This is a genomic window from Solibacillus sp. GQ1, from assembly GCF_059758555.1.
On the sequence record NZ_JCAXEX010000001.1, the window covers coordinates 257,173 to 273,288 of the forward strand.

The 16,116-nt window shown below is 38.7% G+C and carries 17 protein-coding genes; 13 read left to right on the forward strand and 4 right to left on the reverse strand.

Features of this window, described 5'->3' with window-relative positions; all coding sequences use genetic code 11:
• Positions 1-297: 297 nt before the first annotated feature.
• Positions 298-846 (forward strand): C40 family peptidase, encoded by a 549-nt coding sequence (locus AC6CH1_RS01135; protein ID WP_251689788.1) that lies wholly within the window; start codon positions 298-300, stop codon positions 844-846.
• A 560-nt stretch (positions 847-1,406) separates the two neighbouring features.
• Here the strand turns inward: AC6CH1_RS01135 and AC6CH1_RS01140 are convergent.
• Both AC6CH1_RS01140 and secA2 read right to left on the reverse strand, forming a co-directional pair.
• Positions 1,407-2,312: an accessory Sec system S-layer assembly protein gene (locus AC6CH1_RS01140; protein WP_498316117.1), complete on the reverse strand. Its 906-nt coding sequence runs from the start codon at positions 2,310-2,312 to the stop codon at positions 1,407-1,409.
• Between the two features lie 3 nt (positions 2,313-2,315).
• The gene (gene secA2 / locus AC6CH1_RS01145) at positions 2,316-4,676 is read right to left on the reverse strand and encodes an accessory Sec system translocase SecA2 (protein WP_498316119.1); all 2,361 of its coding nucleotides are present in this window, start codon (positions 4,674-4,676) and stop codon (positions 2,316-2,318) included.
• Positions 4,677-5,025: 349 nt separating this feature from the next.
• On the opposite strand from secA2, the gene AC6CH1_RS01150 reads away from it, so the two are divergent.
• The 3 genes from AC6CH1_RS01150 to AC6CH1_RS01160 are packed head-to-tail and all read left to right on the forward strand — an operon-like array spanning position 5,026 to position 6,592.
• Complete coding sequence (locus tag AC6CH1_RS01150) at positions 5,026-6,081, forward strand: glycosyltransferase family 4 protein (RefSeq protein WP_251689785.1); 1,056 nt, start codon at positions 5,026-5,028, stop codon at positions 6,079-6,081.
• The gene (locus AC6CH1_RS01155) at positions 6,078-6,266 is read left to right on the forward strand and encodes a hypothetical protein (protein ID WP_498316121.1); all 189 of its coding nucleotides are present in this window, start codon (positions 6,078-6,080) and stop codon (positions 6,264-6,266) included. Before AC6CH1_RS01150 ends, AC6CH1_RS01155 begins: the two co-directional genes overlap by 4 nt.
• A 56-nt stretch (positions 6,267-6,322) precedes the next feature.
• Positions 6,323-6,592, forward strand: coding sequence for a hypothetical protein (locus AC6CH1_RS01160; protein WP_498316122.1), 270 nt, complete (start codon positions 6,323-6,325; stop codon positions 6,590-6,592).
• A 39-nt stretch (positions 6,593-6,631) separates the two neighbouring features.
• Here AC6CH1_RS01160 and AC6CH1_RS01165 read toward each other — a convergent pair whose 3' ends face one another.
• Together AC6CH1_RS01165 and AC6CH1_RS01170 are read right to left on the reverse strand one after the other, a co-directional pair.
• Positions 6,632-7,681: an LCP family protein gene (locus AC6CH1_RS01165; RefSeq protein ID WP_498316124.1), complete on the reverse strand. Its 1,050-nt coding sequence runs from the start codon at positions 7,679-7,681 to the stop codon at positions 6,632-6,634.
• A 144-nt stretch (positions 7,682-7,825) separates the two neighbouring features.
• Positions 7,826-8,458, reverse strand: coding sequence for a YigZ family protein (locus AC6CH1_RS01170; protein ID WP_251689782.1), 633 nt, complete (start codon positions 8,456-8,458; stop codon positions 7,826-7,828).
• Between the two features lie 161 nt (positions 8,459-8,619).
• Here AC6CH1_RS01170 and AC6CH1_RS01175 point away from each other — a divergent pair, with 161 nt between their 5' ends.
• The 9 genes from AC6CH1_RS01175 (at position 8,620) to AC6CH1_RS01215 (ending at position 16,051) form a co-directional block, all read left to right on the forward strand.
• A complete protein-coding gene (locus tag AC6CH1_RS01175) occupies positions 8,620-9,783 on the forward strand; it encodes a sensor histidine kinase (RefSeq protein WP_427711277.1) in 1,164 nt (387 codons plus the stop codon).
• Between the two features lie 22 nt (positions 9,784-9,805).
• A complete protein-coding gene (locus tag AC6CH1_RS01180) occupies positions 9,806-10,480 on the forward strand; it encodes a response regulator (protein WP_427711275.1) in 675 nt (224 codons plus the stop codon).
• 297 nt (positions 10,481-10,777) lie between these two features.
• Complete coding sequence (locus AC6CH1_RS01185) at positions 10,778-11,296, forward strand: nuclear transport factor 2 family protein (protein WP_498316127.1); 519 nt, start codon at positions 10,778-10,780, stop codon at positions 11,294-11,296.
• Between the two features lie 175 nt (positions 11,297-11,471).
• Positions 11,472-12,314 carry a DegV family protein gene (locus AC6CH1_RS01190; RefSeq protein ID WP_498316129.1) on the forward strand — a complete coding sequence of 281 codons (843 nt, stop codon included), beginning with the start codon at positions 11,472-11,474 and terminating at the stop codon, positions 12,312-12,314.
• Between the two features lie 354 nt (positions 12,315-12,668).
• On the forward strand, positions 12,669-14,003 hold the full coding sequence (locus AC6CH1_RS01195; protein WP_498317730.1) for an ATP-dependent helicase ComFA: 1,335 nt from the start codon (positions 12,669-12,671) through the stop codon (positions 14,001-14,003).
• Entirely contained in the window at positions 13,996-14,601 is a 606-nt protein-coding gene (locus tag AC6CH1_RS01200) for a ComF family protein (RefSeq protein ID WP_498316131.1), read from the forward strand. Before AC6CH1_RS01195 ends, AC6CH1_RS01200 begins: the two co-directional genes overlap by 8 nt.
• Positions 14,602-14,670: 69 nt before the next feature.
• A complete protein-coding gene (locus AC6CH1_RS01205; protein ID WP_498316133.1) occupies positions 14,671-15,081 on the forward strand; it encodes a TIGR03826 family flagellar region protein in 411 nt (136 codons plus the stop codon).
• A 169-nt stretch (positions 15,082-15,250) separates the two neighbouring features.
• Positions 15,251-15,511: a flagellar biosynthesis anti-sigma factor FlgM gene (gene flgM, locus AC6CH1_RS01210; protein ID WP_498316135.1), complete on the forward strand. Its 261-nt coding sequence runs from the start codon at positions 15,251-15,253 to the stop codon at positions 15,509-15,511.
• 36 nt (positions 15,512-15,547) lie between these two features.
• A complete protein-coding gene (locus AC6CH1_RS01215) occupies positions 15,548-16,051 on the forward strand; it encodes a flagellar protein FlgN (RefSeq protein ID WP_498316137.1) in 504 nt (167 codons plus the stop codon).
• Positions 16,052-16,116 lie beyond the last annotated feature (65 nt).

Sequence of the window (16,116 nt, forward strand, 5' to 3'; positions counted from 1 at the left end):
TGTCGTTAAAAATCCGCTTATTAGTTCTTTTTTGTTACATAAATTCGTGATAATGTTACAAATATTACAAGGAAGGCTATAAATATTAGTTAATATTACAATTAATAACGGTAATTGTTTGGTCGATAGTTTAAAATCCCTATTTAAAATAGGTTCTTTGGCAATGTTTGAAGTTATTTGAAAGCGGGTAAATGTAACTTTGTTGTTACATAAATGTAATGTTATTAAATATAATCTCGTGTTAACCTAATATCAGTTAAGTTTTCAGAAAATTTATTGATTGGTTGGAGGAACACGATGGATTACTTGAAATTAATACGCAATACCGTACTAACTTTGGCAGCTGCCTTCGTAATTTTCTTCGCACCGGTGAATGAAAAGGAAGCTTCTGCAGAATCAGCTTACTCAATTGATGAGTTAAAAGAAGTCTCTTCAAAGTATTTAGGAGTTCGCTATTCATACGGCGGCACATCAGCAAAAGGCTTTGACTGCTCAGGATATGTACGTCACGTATTTAAAGAACTAGGCATCACATCACTGAATCGCACATCTTCAGAAATGTATACACAAGGTACGAAAGTTAAGAAAAGTGACCTTGAGCCAGGCGATTTAGTATTTTTCAACACATCAGGCAAACGCATCTCTCATGTAGGGATTTACATTGGTTCAGGAAAATTCATCCACGCTTCCACAAGCAAGGGTGTTATTAAAACAAGCATTAACGACAAATATTACTGGGGTAAAAAGTACGTAGGTGCTAAACGCATCGCTAACTTCTCAACGGCAGAAGCCCTAGTTGCAGACGCAGACGATTCAGATGTAGACAACACACCAGAAGAAGAATAATACATAGCTTATACACACTACTACATACTGCAAAATTCGTAATTACAATCTCTCACCATTTATAGGGTGGGGGATTTTTTAGTGCAGTTTGGGCAAGGGTATGGGGCTGAATGATAGTTTGGGTTTCTATTTTTGTAGAGGGGAAGCTAGGTTGTATGGGAGTTCTACTTTTTGAGAAAAATGTTCTACATAAGTTTCGACGCCATCCACATTATGAGCGCTTTATTCTACATTAGTGCTGAAATTTTCCACATTTGGCTTGGAACGTTCTACATTTACTAATTAAATGGTGAATAAAAAGTCGATGTTCTACTTTCTATGCGGAACTTTCTACATTCCAAGTGAACCGTTCTACATTGGCAGTGAAAGTTTCCACATTAGATCCGAAACATTCTACATTTCAAGACAGAATAGCGAATAAAGAATCGGCGTTTTACTTTCTACTTTTCCCAAAAAATCGGCAAATAAAAGCTAACCACGGATAGAAACGATTGCCTCAAACAAAAAAACAGCAACCGGAAGCTAGTAATGACTTTCGAATGCTGATTTTTCATATAAAACTATTGTGGAACGCGAGCTGTCCAGCGAGAAAGGTCAATACCTTTAACTGTTACTAATTCTTTAGGGAAGATAAATGTCCAAGGTTTAGTCGTATTAGGCTGTACTGATAAGACAGGGTCTAATTTAAACGAACCTTTTGCTACTACGACATTGCGTGCATCCATAATTTCAAGGGGTAACTGTTCCAGGTTAATGGCTTTATCATGACCGTTACGGATGAAAATAGATGCGTGTAAGCTGCCATCATTATTCATCTTAGCTTGCAACCCTGTAAAGTTTACTTCTGTTTTTCCTAATTTCGGTAAGCTTTTCACGATTTCTGCTAATTTTTCTTGTTGATCTTCTGGTAATTGCTTTTTCCATGTTTCATCCAAGTCTAATTGGTGACCGCGTAATGAAAGTAAGTTGAATGAAATTTTCCAACCTTCTTCAGGTACTTCGTCTGCTGTAATTGAAGAAGCAGGGAAGGTAAAAATCCAAGGACGTGCACTTTCTGCCGGAATGACACCAAGTTCCTTAAAATCAAAGTAATGTGAAGCAATGCGGTTATCATCTTTATCCAAAATTAATAATTCGATTTCGCCTAATTCAATAGCTTCAGATAATGATGAGCGGAGAAATGCCTTTACATTCCAAGAACCGTTTGCCAGTGATGGTTCGATATTAATTGCTGCCAATGATAATTGATTTGGCTTTAATGGTGCTAAATCATTTGCCAGGAAGTTAAATACATACTTTTGCTCTTGTGGAACATCCCATTCTGGATGGAATGACAATTTTGTAATGACATCACGGTCAGCACCTTTTTTAGAAGTTTCACCAGATGTTTTTACAACAGATGATGAATCTACAGCACTGTCTTTCCCTACTTTGTCACCTTTTTTAAATAAATCAAATAAACCCATATGCTATTCCTCCACATTTAACGTAATGTTTTTCATAAATGTTACAAGTTCTTCTACAATTGTGCGGCGAAGTTCTTGGTAGTTCTTTCCGAATAGTTCTAATCCTTCACGTTGATAAATACGCATAGGATCTTCTTGCTGATAATGACGTAAACCGATTCCTTCTTTTAAATGAGCCATTTGTTCTAAATGTTTTACCCACATATGGTCGATGAAACTTAGCATTACCTTTGGAATAACTGCCATAATTTGGTCATTTTCCTCAAAGCTTTCGATTACCACTTTTAATTGCTTAACTGGAGGATCCATTGCATCCAGTAAATTTTTGACCTTTGTTTCATCACGATTTACTAAGATTGGTTCCATAAATAAGGAATTGACGGTTTTCTCCATTTTATCGAAGTCCCACTCAGCAACATCTTTATCCTCAGGTGCATTTTCACGAACAGCAAAGTCCACTGTTTCATACATCATTCGAATTAATAGAGGGATAATATCTTCATTTTTCAAGACTCTGTCACGTAAATCATAGACAATACGACGCTGCTCATTAATAACATCGTCCAGTTTTAAATTATATTCACGCATAGAGAAATGAGCGCCTTCAACGATACGTTGTGTACGTTCAATCAGCTCTGACACTTCTTTGTTTTGAATAAGACCGATTTCGTCAGTTGTCATTTTCTTGCGGAATTTCTCTACATCATCTTTTGCGAAACGCTTGAACATATCGTCTTCAATCGAAAGGATGAATCGAGTTTCACCTACGTCACCTTGACGACCTGAACGTCCGCGTAACTGGTTATCGACACGACGACTTTCGTGCTTTTCAGTACCGATTACAAATAAACCGCCAAGATCTTCAACGCCTTCGCCTAAGACGATATCTGTACCACGTCCAGCCATGTTTGTTGCGACAGTTATACGATTTTTTTGTCCGGCTTCCGAGATTAATTCAACCTCTTGCTCGACTGTTTTCGCATTTAATAATTGGAATTGTAAGCCATGCTTTTTCAAGTAACTTGCTACTGTTTCTGATTGTAAAATAGAAGTTGTCCCGATTAATACCGGCTGTCCTTTTTCATGACGGCGCACTGCTTCCTGTGCCACATATTCGTATTTTTGCTCGATGTGTTCGAATACGATATCCGGCTGATCCAGACGTCGACGTGGACGGTTTGTGGGTATTTGAATAACACGCATACCGTAAACTTCTAAAATTTCTTTTTCCTGAGTTTTCGCAGTACCTGTCATCCCTGATAATGTCGGATACATACGGAAATAGTTTTGAATTGTAACTTGTGCCTGTGCTTTGTTTTCCTCGGTGATTGTTACGCCTTCTTTCGCTTCAATCGCCTGGTGTAAGCCATCAGAAAGTGAACGACCTTCCATAATGCGGCCTGTAAACATATCGACCAATTCGATTTTGTCATCACGAACGATGTAATCAACATCACGCTCAAACATCACGTGTGCACGCACGGCCTGAATTACGTAATGGTACAACGTTTGATGTTCCAAATCGTATAAGTTGTCGACACCGAATGCCGCTTCAACTTTCTCAATACCTTGATCTGTTAATGAAGTTGCTTTTGTTTCATCGTCGAAATCATAATCTTCTTCAGCTTTGAAACGCTTCGCAAGCATTGCAGCAATACGGTGCAGTTCTTCGTTTGCACCCATTTTACCAGCAATGATTAACGGTGTTTTCGCTTCGTCAATTAAGACAGAATCCACTTCATCGATAATCGCAAAGTGATATGGTCGCTGAACTTTATCACCAATTGTATGTGCCATATTATCACGTAAATAGTCGAAACCGAATTCCGTTCCAACACCGTATGTAATATCAGCATTGTACGCTTCCTTTTTATCTGCAGGTTCCATCATTGGAACATTCAATCCAACTGTTAACCCAAGGAAACGGTGGATTTGACCGATTAATTCGAAGTCACGTTTTGCAAGGTAATCGTTTACCGTAATAACGTGTACACCTTTACCTTCCAATGCACGAACGTAAGAAGGAAGTGAGGCAACAAGTGTTTTACCTTCACCAGTCGGCATTTCGGCAATATTACCTTCAGTCAGTACTAGACCGCCGATTAACTGCACATCAAAGTGGCGCATGTTTAATACGCGTTTAGAAGCTTCACGGACAACAGCGAATGCATCAGGAATAATATCAACTAGCTGAGTTCCGTTTTCTAAACGCTCTTTAAATGTAAATGTCATATTTCGAAGTTCTTCGTCAGACATGGGACTATATGTTGCTTCGAGGCTATTAATTTGCTCTACCGTTTTGTAGTATCTTTTTAGCTCTCGAGCACTTGTTTGCTCTTTATTACGTTTGAAAATTGAGAACATTATTTTACTCTCCTTTGAAATTGGCTACTTTAATATAGTAGACACTCCGTTATTTTATCAAATAATGCACAAAAAGACTACTGACCAAAAGGGAATTCATAGGAACAATATAAATAAATTGGATGAGCTTTCTATTATATTAATAATTATTTGATAGGTTTGAAATATACTAGAAGAATGATAGATGTAAAATTTATGTGAGGTGAATAAATAGTGGAAGGAAATTAAGCTATATTTTATGTTTTGTTCATGCTATACTTATGGTGAATAAAAATGTAGAGTTTTTAATGAATCTCCAAAAGGCGATTTATTGTAATGCTTAATACTACAAAAATTAAGGAGGAGAGACATGATTTACGTGTCTTTAATCGTAGCTTTTATTGCTGCAATTATACTAACTCCGCTTGTGAAGCGATTGGCTTTTCGCCTTGGAGCTGTAGATGCCCCGAACTATCGTAAAGTGCATGCTCGCATTATGCCACGATTAGGCGGTTTAGCAATTTTTGGTGCGTTTATGATCGGGATATTACTTTTAAAATTTGTCACGAACTTCGAAAGTGACTACTTATACGCGATTTTAATTGCCGCGACAATTATCGTAGCAACAGGTATCGTCGATGATATGCGTGAAATTTCCGCTAAAGCTAAATTGCTTGGCCAAGTGATCGCTGCCTGTATTGTTGTATTTGTCGGCGGTATTCAAATTGACAATATTAACTTACCGTTTGGTGGGGAACTGGAATTCGGCTGGTTAGGAATTCCGTTCACAATTATTTGGATTGTAGGTATTACAAATGCAATTAACTTAATCGATGGTCTTGATGGACTAGCTGCGGGTGTATCAACAATTGCTTTAATGACATTAGCTGTAATGGCAATGATCATGGGGAATGGTATTGTTATCGCAATGGCTGCAATTTTGGCTGCTGCAACAATCGGTTTCCTGTTTTTCAACTTCCACCCTGCGAAAATTTTCATGGGGGACACAGGTGCACTGTTTTTAGGATTTATGATATCAGTGCTCGCACTTTTAGGATTTAAGAACGTAGCGGTTATTTCGTTCGTTATCCCGGTTATTATGTTAGGAGTTCCGATTTCCGATACATTCTTCGCAATCGTGCGTCGTTTGCGTAGCGGTAAAAAGTGGTCAGATCCGGATAAATCGCATTTACACCACCGTTTATTGGATTTAGGATTCTCACATCGTCAAACCGTGACGATTATTTATGCGATGGCTGCAATGTTCGGTCTCGCTGCTGTCATCTTCTCGATGGCAAAAGTGTGGGGCGCAATTTTACTCATTGCTGTTATATTAGTAGCAATTGAGCTGTTCGTAGAAATTATCGGCCTTGCCGGCAAAAACTATAAACCGCTGCTCAACCTCGTAAGAATATTTAATAAGTGAAAAGATCGAAACAAGTAAATGGCTTAGTGCTGTTTGCTTGTTTTTTTATTTTTGGGGAGTTTTTGGCTGATTTTAGGTGGAAAGTAGAAAGTTTGGCGGTTAAATTGAAAAGGTATGAAGTGAAAGTAGAAAGTTCAGAAGCTAAAGTGGAAACTGTACGTAGAAATGTGGAACGGGCCGGCTAAAAAGTAGAACGGGAGAATTTATTAGCAGATTAGCGGGGAAAGTGGACCGGAATGAAGTGAAAGTAGAAAGTTCAGAAGCAAAAGTAGAAGCTTCTCATGGAAATGTAGAACGAATATCCGAAGAAGTAGAACTCGTAAATTTATTAGCAAATTCCCGGGGAAAACTGGACCGGAATGTAGAGAAGGTAGAAAGTTCAGAAGCAAAAGTAGAAGCTTCCTATGCAAATGTAGAACGGATCCTCGAAAAAGTAGACCCCACAATTTTATTAGCAAATTCCTGGGGTAAAGTAGAACACCCGTTTATTATAGGTAGAAACCCCAAATAAAAAACCAACCTCCGCATCACTCGCGGAGGTTGGCTCATCTTATTGTGTATCTGTATCTGTTCTTGTTGTATAAGCTGAATTTGATTGAGAACTTGTGCCAGAAATATTTGTCGATTCCGGAGTAAGTCCTAAATGACTTTTTAAGATATGGCTTGTTTCTGCAAGCGCTTCTTCATCAAGTTTGTAATAGTAAACACCTGTTGACATGTCGTCATAGCCTTCCAACGTCAATGTGTCAATTCGAGGCATGCCGTTTGTTAAATAGCTGAAGAAAGATTTCATTTCAGTGAACGTCATATCTGTCTTCATATTGTTTCCTACAGCAGATAAAATATCATCGTATTTTGAGATGGATGTAAATGATGCTGCTTTAGTTGCGATTGCCTGAATGATTTCCTGTTGGCGTTTACCGCGTTCAATATCATTGTCCTGTTTACGTGTACGGGCAAGGGCCAATGCTTCACGGCCACCCAATGTTTGCAATCCTGGCTGCAAGTTGACAGTATTGCGGTCGAACTCGTCTTTTTCAAGCATTGCGTAAGGAACTTCTGCTTCAATGCCGCCTAATGCATCGACAATATCGATGAAAGCATTAAAGTTTACACGTAAATAATAGTCAATTGGAATATCAAATAATTCTTCTACAGTTTCAATTGAAGCAAGTGTTCCACCGCGCGCATGCGCATGATTGATTTTATCGTTATATCCGATATGAGGGATGTAAACATATGAATCACGTGGAATACTTACTAGTTTAACTGTTTTTGTTTTATTGTTTAAAGTGGCAAGCAAAAGGGCATCTGTGCGGGAATTGTCTGCACCTTGATCGCGCTTTTCACTATCATCGACACCTAAAATTAAAATAGAAACATTATCTTGGGCAGGCTCAACTTTTACTTCTCGCTGGTCCGACATTTCTCGGTTCTCGATTACTTCATATGCACTGTCTGCAGCATGTTCGGCTTGCTTCGTCAAATAGACACCGTATGCTGTTGCACAAATTACGAGCGAAAGAGTCAGAAGCATCGAAACTTTAAGAAACAATCTGAATTTCGATGAGCCTTTCTTTTTATTTTGCCTTGTTTTCATAAAGATTCTCCTCTAGGTTAGGGATAGGTTACTATATTAACTGGTATATTATAGCTACTTTGTAATCTTATCTAATATACTACAATCTACTTTTGTCGTAAAGTAACGATATCGTGCTTTCTCATGACAAATATTTCGACACGATTACTTCGGAAATTCGATAAAAAGCGCGTCTTCATTTGTAATGACCGCCTGGCCGTTTGTCAGCTCAGTGATCCAGTCAATAAAAGTTTGCTCTTCCTCTTTTAAAACGTGTACATAAATTTCTACATTTTCAGCATACTGAATATCATGAAGAGGGTAGTGGGAACCGCGTATCTCATTTTCTAATTTCCCTAACCACACATAATCAATCCCGATTTTCATTAAATAATGCAGTTTTCGCTCAACAACTTGAGCAGCTGTAATACCTTCTGTTGTTGCTTTACTATAGGCGCGGATCAAACCGCCACCGCCAAGTTTAATCCCGCCGAAATAGCGAGTGACGACAACAACCGTATCTTTTAAACCTTGTTTTTTAAGTACTTCTAACATAGGGACGCCTGCAGTACCGCTTGGTTCCCCGTCATCATTCGCTTTTTGGATCTGATCATGCTCCCCGATCATATAGCAGGAGCAGTTATGGGTTGCCGATGCATGCATCTTTTTTATTTTATCAATAAAGAGAATCGCCTCTTCTTCTGTCTCAACGCGTTCTACATAAGTTAAAAAACGTGATTTGGATATGATGATTTCTGATTCTCCGTAACCTTTTACTGTAATGTAGTTATTTCTCATTATCGATTCTCCTTAATATTACAATTTGATTTCAAATTTGTGGTTATAATTTAACTTAAAAAATGATTTACTAATGATATAATATGTATGTACTATATTAGTAGGTTGCAAAGTAAAAAGATAGAGTAGTTCGCATTCTGACTAAGTAAGGTGGGGAAAAAGTGCTAGAAAACAATCAAATAGACATCGCCTCGCTTGATGTAATATTTAATCGAATGTTGGAAACTATTACAAGTTCGAAAGATGATGTATTTATTATAAGCGAACAAAGCCGCAGAAACTTTGAAGAAATGCAACAAGAGCTGGAAGTTGTGCGTCATGAAATAAAGATTATAATAGATGAAAGTGATAACTTGGAAAAGTTGCTTCAATTATCTAGACAGCGATTAGTCGTTGTAAGTAAAAGTTTCAATAATCATTCAGAAGAGCAAATACGTGCAGCTTATGAAAATACAAGTAATTTACAATTAAAGGTTTCTCTTTGCCGAGAGCGTGAAAAGCAACTAAGAGATAAGCGTGACGATTTGGAAAGACGCCTGCGCACACTTTATGATACGATTGAAAGAGCGGATCATATCGTGAACCAAGTGAATGTTGTTATTAACTTTTTGACGACCGATCTGAAAAATGTCGGGGCAGCACTTGAACAGGCGAAGATCAAACAGGATTTTGGTATACGTATTATCGCAGCCCAGGAAGAAGAACGAAAGCGTTTATCGCGTGAAATTCATGATGGGCCTGCACAAATGATGGCGAATGTGCTGATGCGTTCTAATTTAATTGACCGCACTTTCCGAGAAAAGGGAGCCGACGCCGCTTTAAAAGAAATTCATGACTTGAAAATAAGCGTTCGCAACGCCTTATCCGAAGTACGCCGCATTATTTATGATTTACGTCCAATGGCACTCGATGACCTAGGTATTGATCCGACATTGAAAAAGTATTTATCTACGATTATGGAATATAATCCGGGTGTTGAGATTCAGTTCCTTTCATATAATAACGAGCGCAGAATCCCTTCAGATTATGAGGTGGCTGTTTTCCGTTTAGTGCAGGAAAGTGTAAACAATGCATTGAAACACGGAAAACCAAACCTGATTATTGTTAAACTTGAATGGTTATGTGACGAAATTAATGTTGTAGTAAAAGATAACGGAGTTGGATTTGATACAGAAAGCGTTCGTGAAGGATCTTTCGGTATTATAGGGATGAAAGAAAGAATTGATCTGCTGAAAGGTTCTTTGAAAATTAGCAGCAGCATCGGTAAAGGAACAACTATTTTAATGAAAATTCCATTGCCGACAAAAGATGAAGAGATAAGATAGCAGAATTCCAGGGGGTTTCAAAATGACAAAAATTATTATTGTAGACGATCACCAATTATTCCGTGAAGGGGTAAAACGTATTTTAGATTTTGAAGACACATTCGAGGTTGTTGCTGAAGGTGATGACGGCACAGATATCGTAAACTTATATGAACAAAACGAACCGGATGTTGTATTAATGGATATTAATATGCCGGGCAGAAACGGTGTAGAGGCGACAGCTGATTTAATTGCTGTACATCCGGATGCAAAAGTAATGGTTTTATCGATTCATGATGATGAATCATATGTAACACATGCATTAAAATCAGGTGCACTTGGCTATATGCTGAAAGAAATGGATGCCGATGAAATCGTTGAAGCGATCAAAGTTGTTTCTAACGGTGGTTCTTACCTGCACCCGAAAGTAACGAAAAATTTAGTTGCGGAATTCCGTCGTCTATCAGAGCACGAAAACAAAGGTAATTTCCATCAAACAGAAATTCGCCGTCCATTCCACTTATTAACGAAGCGTGAATGTGAAGTGCTGCAATTATTAACAGATGGCCAATCAAACCGTACAATCGGGGAGACATTATTCATCTCGGAAAAAACGGTTAAAAACCATGTATCAAGTATCTTACAAAAAATGAATGTTAATGACCGTACACAAGCAGTAGTAACAGCAATCAAAAACGGCTGGGTAGAAGTACGTTAATTACATATTAAATGTTAAAACAAGGATTCGATTTTCGTATCCTTGTTTTTATTTTTACATAATATTACCGATTAATAAATAGTTTTAGCCGTGTATTCTATGAAACATCTGTGAACAAGTTTCGTCCTAATGTTTTGAAGGCGATAGCAAATAATTCGAATATCGAATTTTATGTTGATAAGGAAATTATCGGTCTTTAATGATATTTGTATAAGAAAAAACATCATCACATGCTAATTTGTACGAGATGGGTTTTTCCAATATTGTGTGCTAAAATGTTTTGCGGGAGGTTGTAAAATGATGAAAAAATGGTTGGTAGCTCTACTTGCGGTTTTTGTACTGGCAGCTTGCGGGGATAAACAAGAAGCTTCACCTGAAAATCTGCAGAAAACGATCGACGAAGGTACTGTAGGGTTTGAAATGATGGGTGATTCAATTCAGGAAGAGGCAGATGTCCCGGAAGCAGAAAAAAATAATATTATATCTGCTTTTAATGAATATATTGCAGCCTTTAATGAAAAAGATTTAGAACGTTATAAAAATATAATATCAAAAAATGCGACAGGTTTTAATTATGATGAAGATATCGAAGCGGTTTCCGACGTGTTTAATCAATATGATGTGAAACGCACGGCTGAAGATATTACGATTGTAAAATATAGTGGTGATGAAGCCCAAGTATTTTCCAATTTAACAACAGAAACGAAAGAAATCGATACAGGTGCAGAACTATCCGGTGTTGGCCGCCAAGTAACGGTATTGAAGAAGGAAGACGGTTGGAAAGTTTCGAGCATCTATTATATCGGCAGTGAATAAAAACTTAACTTCTATAATATATAGTAAAAACATCTTGCATAAATTGATGCCAAGATGTTTTTTCATATAGCAATAAAGGCGTGAAAGTGCGGAGTTCCCTATAAGAAAGGCAAATTACCGTTCACAATTATAGTGAGTTCATGTAAACTAGTGAACATAGGAGAGTGGGAGAGCGATGAAAACAGCAATTGTTACAGATAGTACAGCCTATTTAACACTTGAAGAACGAAATTCGTACAATGTCCATATGATTCCTCTAAGTGTTAACATTGAAGGAACATTTTACGATGAAGAAATCGATATTACAGCTTCAGAATTTTACGATCGAGTGCGCGGTGCAGCAGAGTTTCCGAAAACAACGCAACCGTCTGTCGGAAAATTTGTCGAGCTTTTTGAAACTTTAGGAAAAAATTATGATGAAATTGTAACGATTCACTTATCAAGCGGAATCAGCGGAACTTTCCAAGGTGCTGTCCAAGCGGGCGCAATGGTGGAAGGCGTAAACGTTCACGCATTTGATTCGGAAGTTGCCGCCTACTTGCAAGGTTTCTATGTAAAAGAAGCTGCTAAACTAGCATCGGAAGGCGCTTCAGGCGAGCGAATAATGGCGCACTTGAACGATCTGAAAAATACAATGGATGATTATATTATTGTAGACGATCTACAGCATCTGCAGCGCGGCGGTCGCTTATCAGCAGCAGCAGCATTAATCGGCGGATTACTTCAAGTAAAACCGATTTTAACATTCAAGAACAAAGTCATCGTGCCATTCGAAAAAATTCGTACACGCAAAAAAGCATTACGCCGAGTAGAAGAGCAACTCGCTTCAGCAGTCGAAAAACACGGCGCTCTTCAAGCAACAGTGATTCACGCCAATTGTGAAGACGAAGCACGTGAATGGATGAAGTCTCTGGAAGCGGCTTACCCAACAGTCGATTTCACACTAAGCTACTTCGGTCCGGTCATCGGCACACATCTAGGTGAAGGTGCAATGGCGATGGGATGGATTAAGAAATAATTTTTTAGGCTTAACAGTCACTACTTCTGAGGGAGTTAGTGGCTGTTTTTTGTTTTGTAGTGGGGCGGCGGGGATATTAGAAGTTTGGGGGTGGAAAGTAGAACACGAGGCGTGGAAAGTGGAAATCTTTGAGTTGAAAGTAGAATGTGGCGGAAGGGAAGTAGAATTTTTTGAATGAGAAGTAGAAGAGCCTCTATATGGTTAGCCTACAAAAAATAAAAATCAAATTAAGGAGTGAAGATTATGCCAAAAACAATAAAAAAATGCTATCGGCTATTCAGACCCTACAGTATTTCAAGCAAATCAAATTCTCCAACCCATATCAGTTACTATGGCCTTATCCCGGAACCGGCAATCGTAAATTTCTTCACCGGTCGAATATGGTCCCGCAACCACACGCCATTTCCTCAGCAGAAAATCGACACCTATATCAACCGTGGCTATTTTGAAACGGTTCCTGCGGTCATTATAAAACCCAAACTAATTTGCCGGCGTTGTCAAAATGAACAAGCACATAAATTTGTTTCTTTTCACTGTGCGAAGTGTCAAAAAGTCTGTCACTATTGCCGGCACTGTATTACGATGGGGCGAATGTGTAGCTGTGATGAGTTGATTATCTGGAAAGGAACGGACATCCGAAAACAGAAATCGCAAGTTCAGTTTGTATGGAGCGGCAACCTCACTCCTCACCAGAAAAAAGCTGCGGATGAACTTGCACTTAGTATTTCACAAAATCGGAATCACCTTGTGCATGCGGTTTGTGGCGCAGGAAAAACGGAGATTCTTTTTGCAGGAATATATGACTCACTTAAAGCTGGTAAGAGAGTTTGTGTGGCAACACCAAGAACAGATGTTGTCTTGGAGCTGTATCCACGTTTTCAGCAAGTGTTCCAAAAGATTACGATTCATGCGCTTTATGGTGGCGCAGAAATTAACACTCAGTTCGCGCAACTTGTTCTAGCAACAACACATCAGTTGTACCGGATCGAGCATGCATTTGATGTCATGATTGTCGATGAAGCGGATGCCTTTCCATACACTTATGATGAGGCGTTGCAGCGTGCAGTACTGAAAGCGAAAAAACCGGATGCCCCGATTGCATTGGTTACAGCCACCCCATCAAATAAATTGCTCCTACAACAAAAGAAAGAAAACTGGGGATACTCATTTATCGCAAGAAGATTTCATGGTCATCCTTTACCAGTTCCGAGGTTCCAGTCACTCTGGAATTACGAAAAAGCACTTCAGAAAAATAAAATCCCACAAAAACTCCAAGCCTGGCTCTACGAAAGACTTCAACAAAACGAACCATTTCTCGTCTTCTTCCCGACAATCGAACTAATGGAACAAGCAACACCGCTGTTTCAAAAAATAGAATCTACTATTGAAAGTATCCATTCCGAAGACCCGGATCGAAAAGAAAAGGTCCTGGAATTGCGCAATGAACAACGAAAAGGCTTACTGACGACGACTATTCTAGAGCGTGGAATCACAATTGAAAATGTCCAGGTTGCCGTAGTCGGGGCTGAAAATCCTGTCTTTACATCGAGTGCGCTTATTCAAATTAGCGGAAGAGTTGGTCGAAATGTTCAGCACCCTACTGGTGATATCGTATTTTTCCACCATGGCATCACGATGGAAATGGACCAGGCACGCAATAAAATATTGGAAATGAACCGCCATGATTAAGCAAATCCTGAATTGCCTATTATGTGATAGCGAGCTGCATCAAAGTATTGGCTGGAAAGGAATGTTCCTAAATACACTACCTCAAACCATTTGTCCTCGATGCGAAAAACGCTTTCAACGAATCGAGAGGCAACAGGAAGAGGGAGTCATATCTTTATTTCATTATAATGAAGCAATGAAAGATTATTTGCATCGCTATAAGTTTCTGCATGACGTACTGCTTGCAAACGTATTCAATAAAACCATTCATGAACAACTTAAATACGAAACCCGCCTCATAATCCCGATTCCAATGCATCCCGAAAACTTGCGACTAAGGACATTCGCGCATATCGATGAATTGCTAAAAGCAGCAAATATTCCGTATGCTCATCATTTAACCAAGGTTTCGAATGAGCTGCAATCACTTAAAACAAGAGAAGAACGTCTAAAAACCCCGCAACTATTTAAAGTCATCAACCCACTTGCAATAAAAGATAAAAATTTACTTGTAGTGGACGATATTTATACTACAGGGACAACATTAAACCATGCGAAAAAGGCATTACTCGAAGCCGGTGCCAAGTCTGTGGACGGATTCACATTAATCCATGGGTAAAAATTTAACCTATAAAGTAATTAAGATGAACAAAGCATTTTTAAAGTGAACGAATGAGGAGGGCTCAAAATGGCTGAATTAAGAAATTGCCCAACGTGTAACGGTTTTTTTAACTATACGGGTATGAGGGAAGTTTGCCATAACTGTGCACAAAAAGAAGAGGACCAATATCAGGAGGTGTATCGTTTTCTGCGTAAGCGTGAAAACCGTGCAGCAAATGTAGACCGAATAGTTGAGGCGACAGGGGTTGAGCAGGAACTGCTTTATAAATGGGTTCGAAAAGGACGTCTGCATCCGGCAATGTTTCCGAACCTTGGCTACCCATGCGATAACTGTGGACGTATAACAAATTCAGGGAAGCTATGTGAAAAGTGCCAAAATGAATTGAAATCAGAATTGCGTACTTTGGAAGCAGCACAGGAATTCCGTGATGAGATGAATCGTCAAAATCGTGGGACGTATCTCTCTGAAAAAAAATAAATTCGTAAAACGAAGTCGTTTGAATAGGACTTCGTTTTTATTTTTCGTAAAATGAGCATAATAAAATACTACATAAGTCCAGTTTTTTGCGATAAAGCATAAACAATTGGCTAAAGCAGTCGAAATATAAAATAGACGAAGCTTTTAATTTGAGAGGAGGTCTATAAAGATGAAGATTAATCCAATCGGTTTGCAGGCGGTCAATCCTTACAACAAACAGGCACGCACATTAAAAAGTGCAGAAATTCAAAAAACATTTGCAGACCAGATCGAAATTTCAAGTAAAGCGAAAGAGATGCAAGCGAATTCGACCTATGCAAATGAGCGTGCAGAACGTGTGAAAAAGATTAAGGAAGATATTGATTCTGGAAACTACAAAGTAGACGCAAAGCAGGTTGCTGAAGACATGCTGAAATTCTACCGAGACTAATAACAGAAATTTTACAAGCAAGGGAGCGCTAAATACATGTCAATTGCCACGATTGTCGTCACGCTGGAGAAGCTAGAGAAAATGCATAAAAGTCTGCTGGAACTAGCGCTTGCGAAAACGGAATACATTAAGCAAGGTGATATGGAAAAGCTTGATCAGCTCATCAAAAATGAGCAGGCACATGTAGCGGCGATTAACACACTTGAACAACAGCGTCAGTCGATGGTAACGGATTACCTCCGAGCAAAAGGAATTGCTCTCACTGACATACCCTCTGTTGCCGATGTGATAACGGCTGCTGAAAACAGCGAGTCTACAGAAAAATTGGTCAGTGTGCGTGAACGATTAATCGCTTTACTGAATCAATTAAAGATGCAAAACGATTTAAATCAGAAATTGGTTATGAATTCACTGCAGTTTATTAACATTACATTGGATGCAATGCGCCCGCAACGTACCGAACAGTTTAATTATTCTGGTGCGGAAGTGCGTGGAAATGCAGAAGTAACGAAACGGTCATTCAATGAATTTAAAGCCTAATCGCATGTAAGCTTCCGCATGCTGCGGGAGCGATACATGCGTTTTTTATTGATACTTTATTTGAT

Coding starts and splice junctions, on each gene's coding strand:
- AC6CH1_RS01150 (WP_251689785.1), top strand. CDS start 5,026: ATGATTTACGTGTCTTTAATCGTAGCTTTTATTGCTGCAATTATACTA.
- AC6CH1_RS01180 (WP_427711275.1), top strand. CDS start 9,806: ATGACAAAAATTATTATTGTAGACGATCACCAATTATTCCGTGAAGGG.
- flgM (WP_498316135.1), top strand. CDS start 15,251: ATGAAGATTAATCCAATCGGTTTGCAGGCGGTCAATCCTTACAACAAA.
- AC6CH1_RS01135 (WP_251689788.1), top strand. CDS start 298: ATGGATTACTTGAAATTAATACGCAATACCGTACTAACTTTGGCAGCT.
- AC6CH1_RS01190 (WP_498316129.1), top strand. CDS start 11,472: ATGAAAACAGCAATTGTTACAGATAGTACAGCCTATTTAACACTTGAA.
- AC6CH1_RS01215 (WP_498316137.1), top strand. CDS start 15,548: ATGTCAATTGCCACGATTGTCGTCACGCTGGAGAAGCTAGAGAAAATG.
- AC6CH1_RS01200 (WP_498316131.1), top strand. CDS start 13,996: ATGATTAAGCAAATCCTGAATTGCCTATTATGTGATAGCGAGCTGCAT.
- AC6CH1_RS01170 (WP_251689782.1), bottom strand. CDS start 8,458: ATGAGAAATAACTACATTACAGTAAAAGGTTACGGAGAATCAGAAATC.
- AC6CH1_RS01185 (WP_498316127.1), top strand. CDS start 10,778: ATGATGAAAAAATGGTTGGTAGCTCTACTTGCGGTTTTTGTACTGGCA.
- AC6CH1_RS01140 (WP_498316117.1), bottom strand. CDS start 2,312: ATGGGTTTATTTGATTTATTTAAAAAAGGTGACAAAGTAGGGAAAGAC.
- AC6CH1_RS01205 (WP_498316133.1), top strand. CDS start 14,671: ATGGCTGAATTAAGAAATTGCCCAACGTGTAACGGTTTTTTTAACTAT.
- secA2 (WP_498316119.1), bottom strand. CDS start 4,676: ATGTTCTCAATTTTCAAACGTAATAAAGAGCAAACAAGTGCTCGAGAG.
- AC6CH1_RS01165 (WP_498316124.1), bottom strand. CDS start 7,681: ATGAAAACAAGGCAAAATAAAAAGAAAGGCTCATCGAAATTCAGATTG.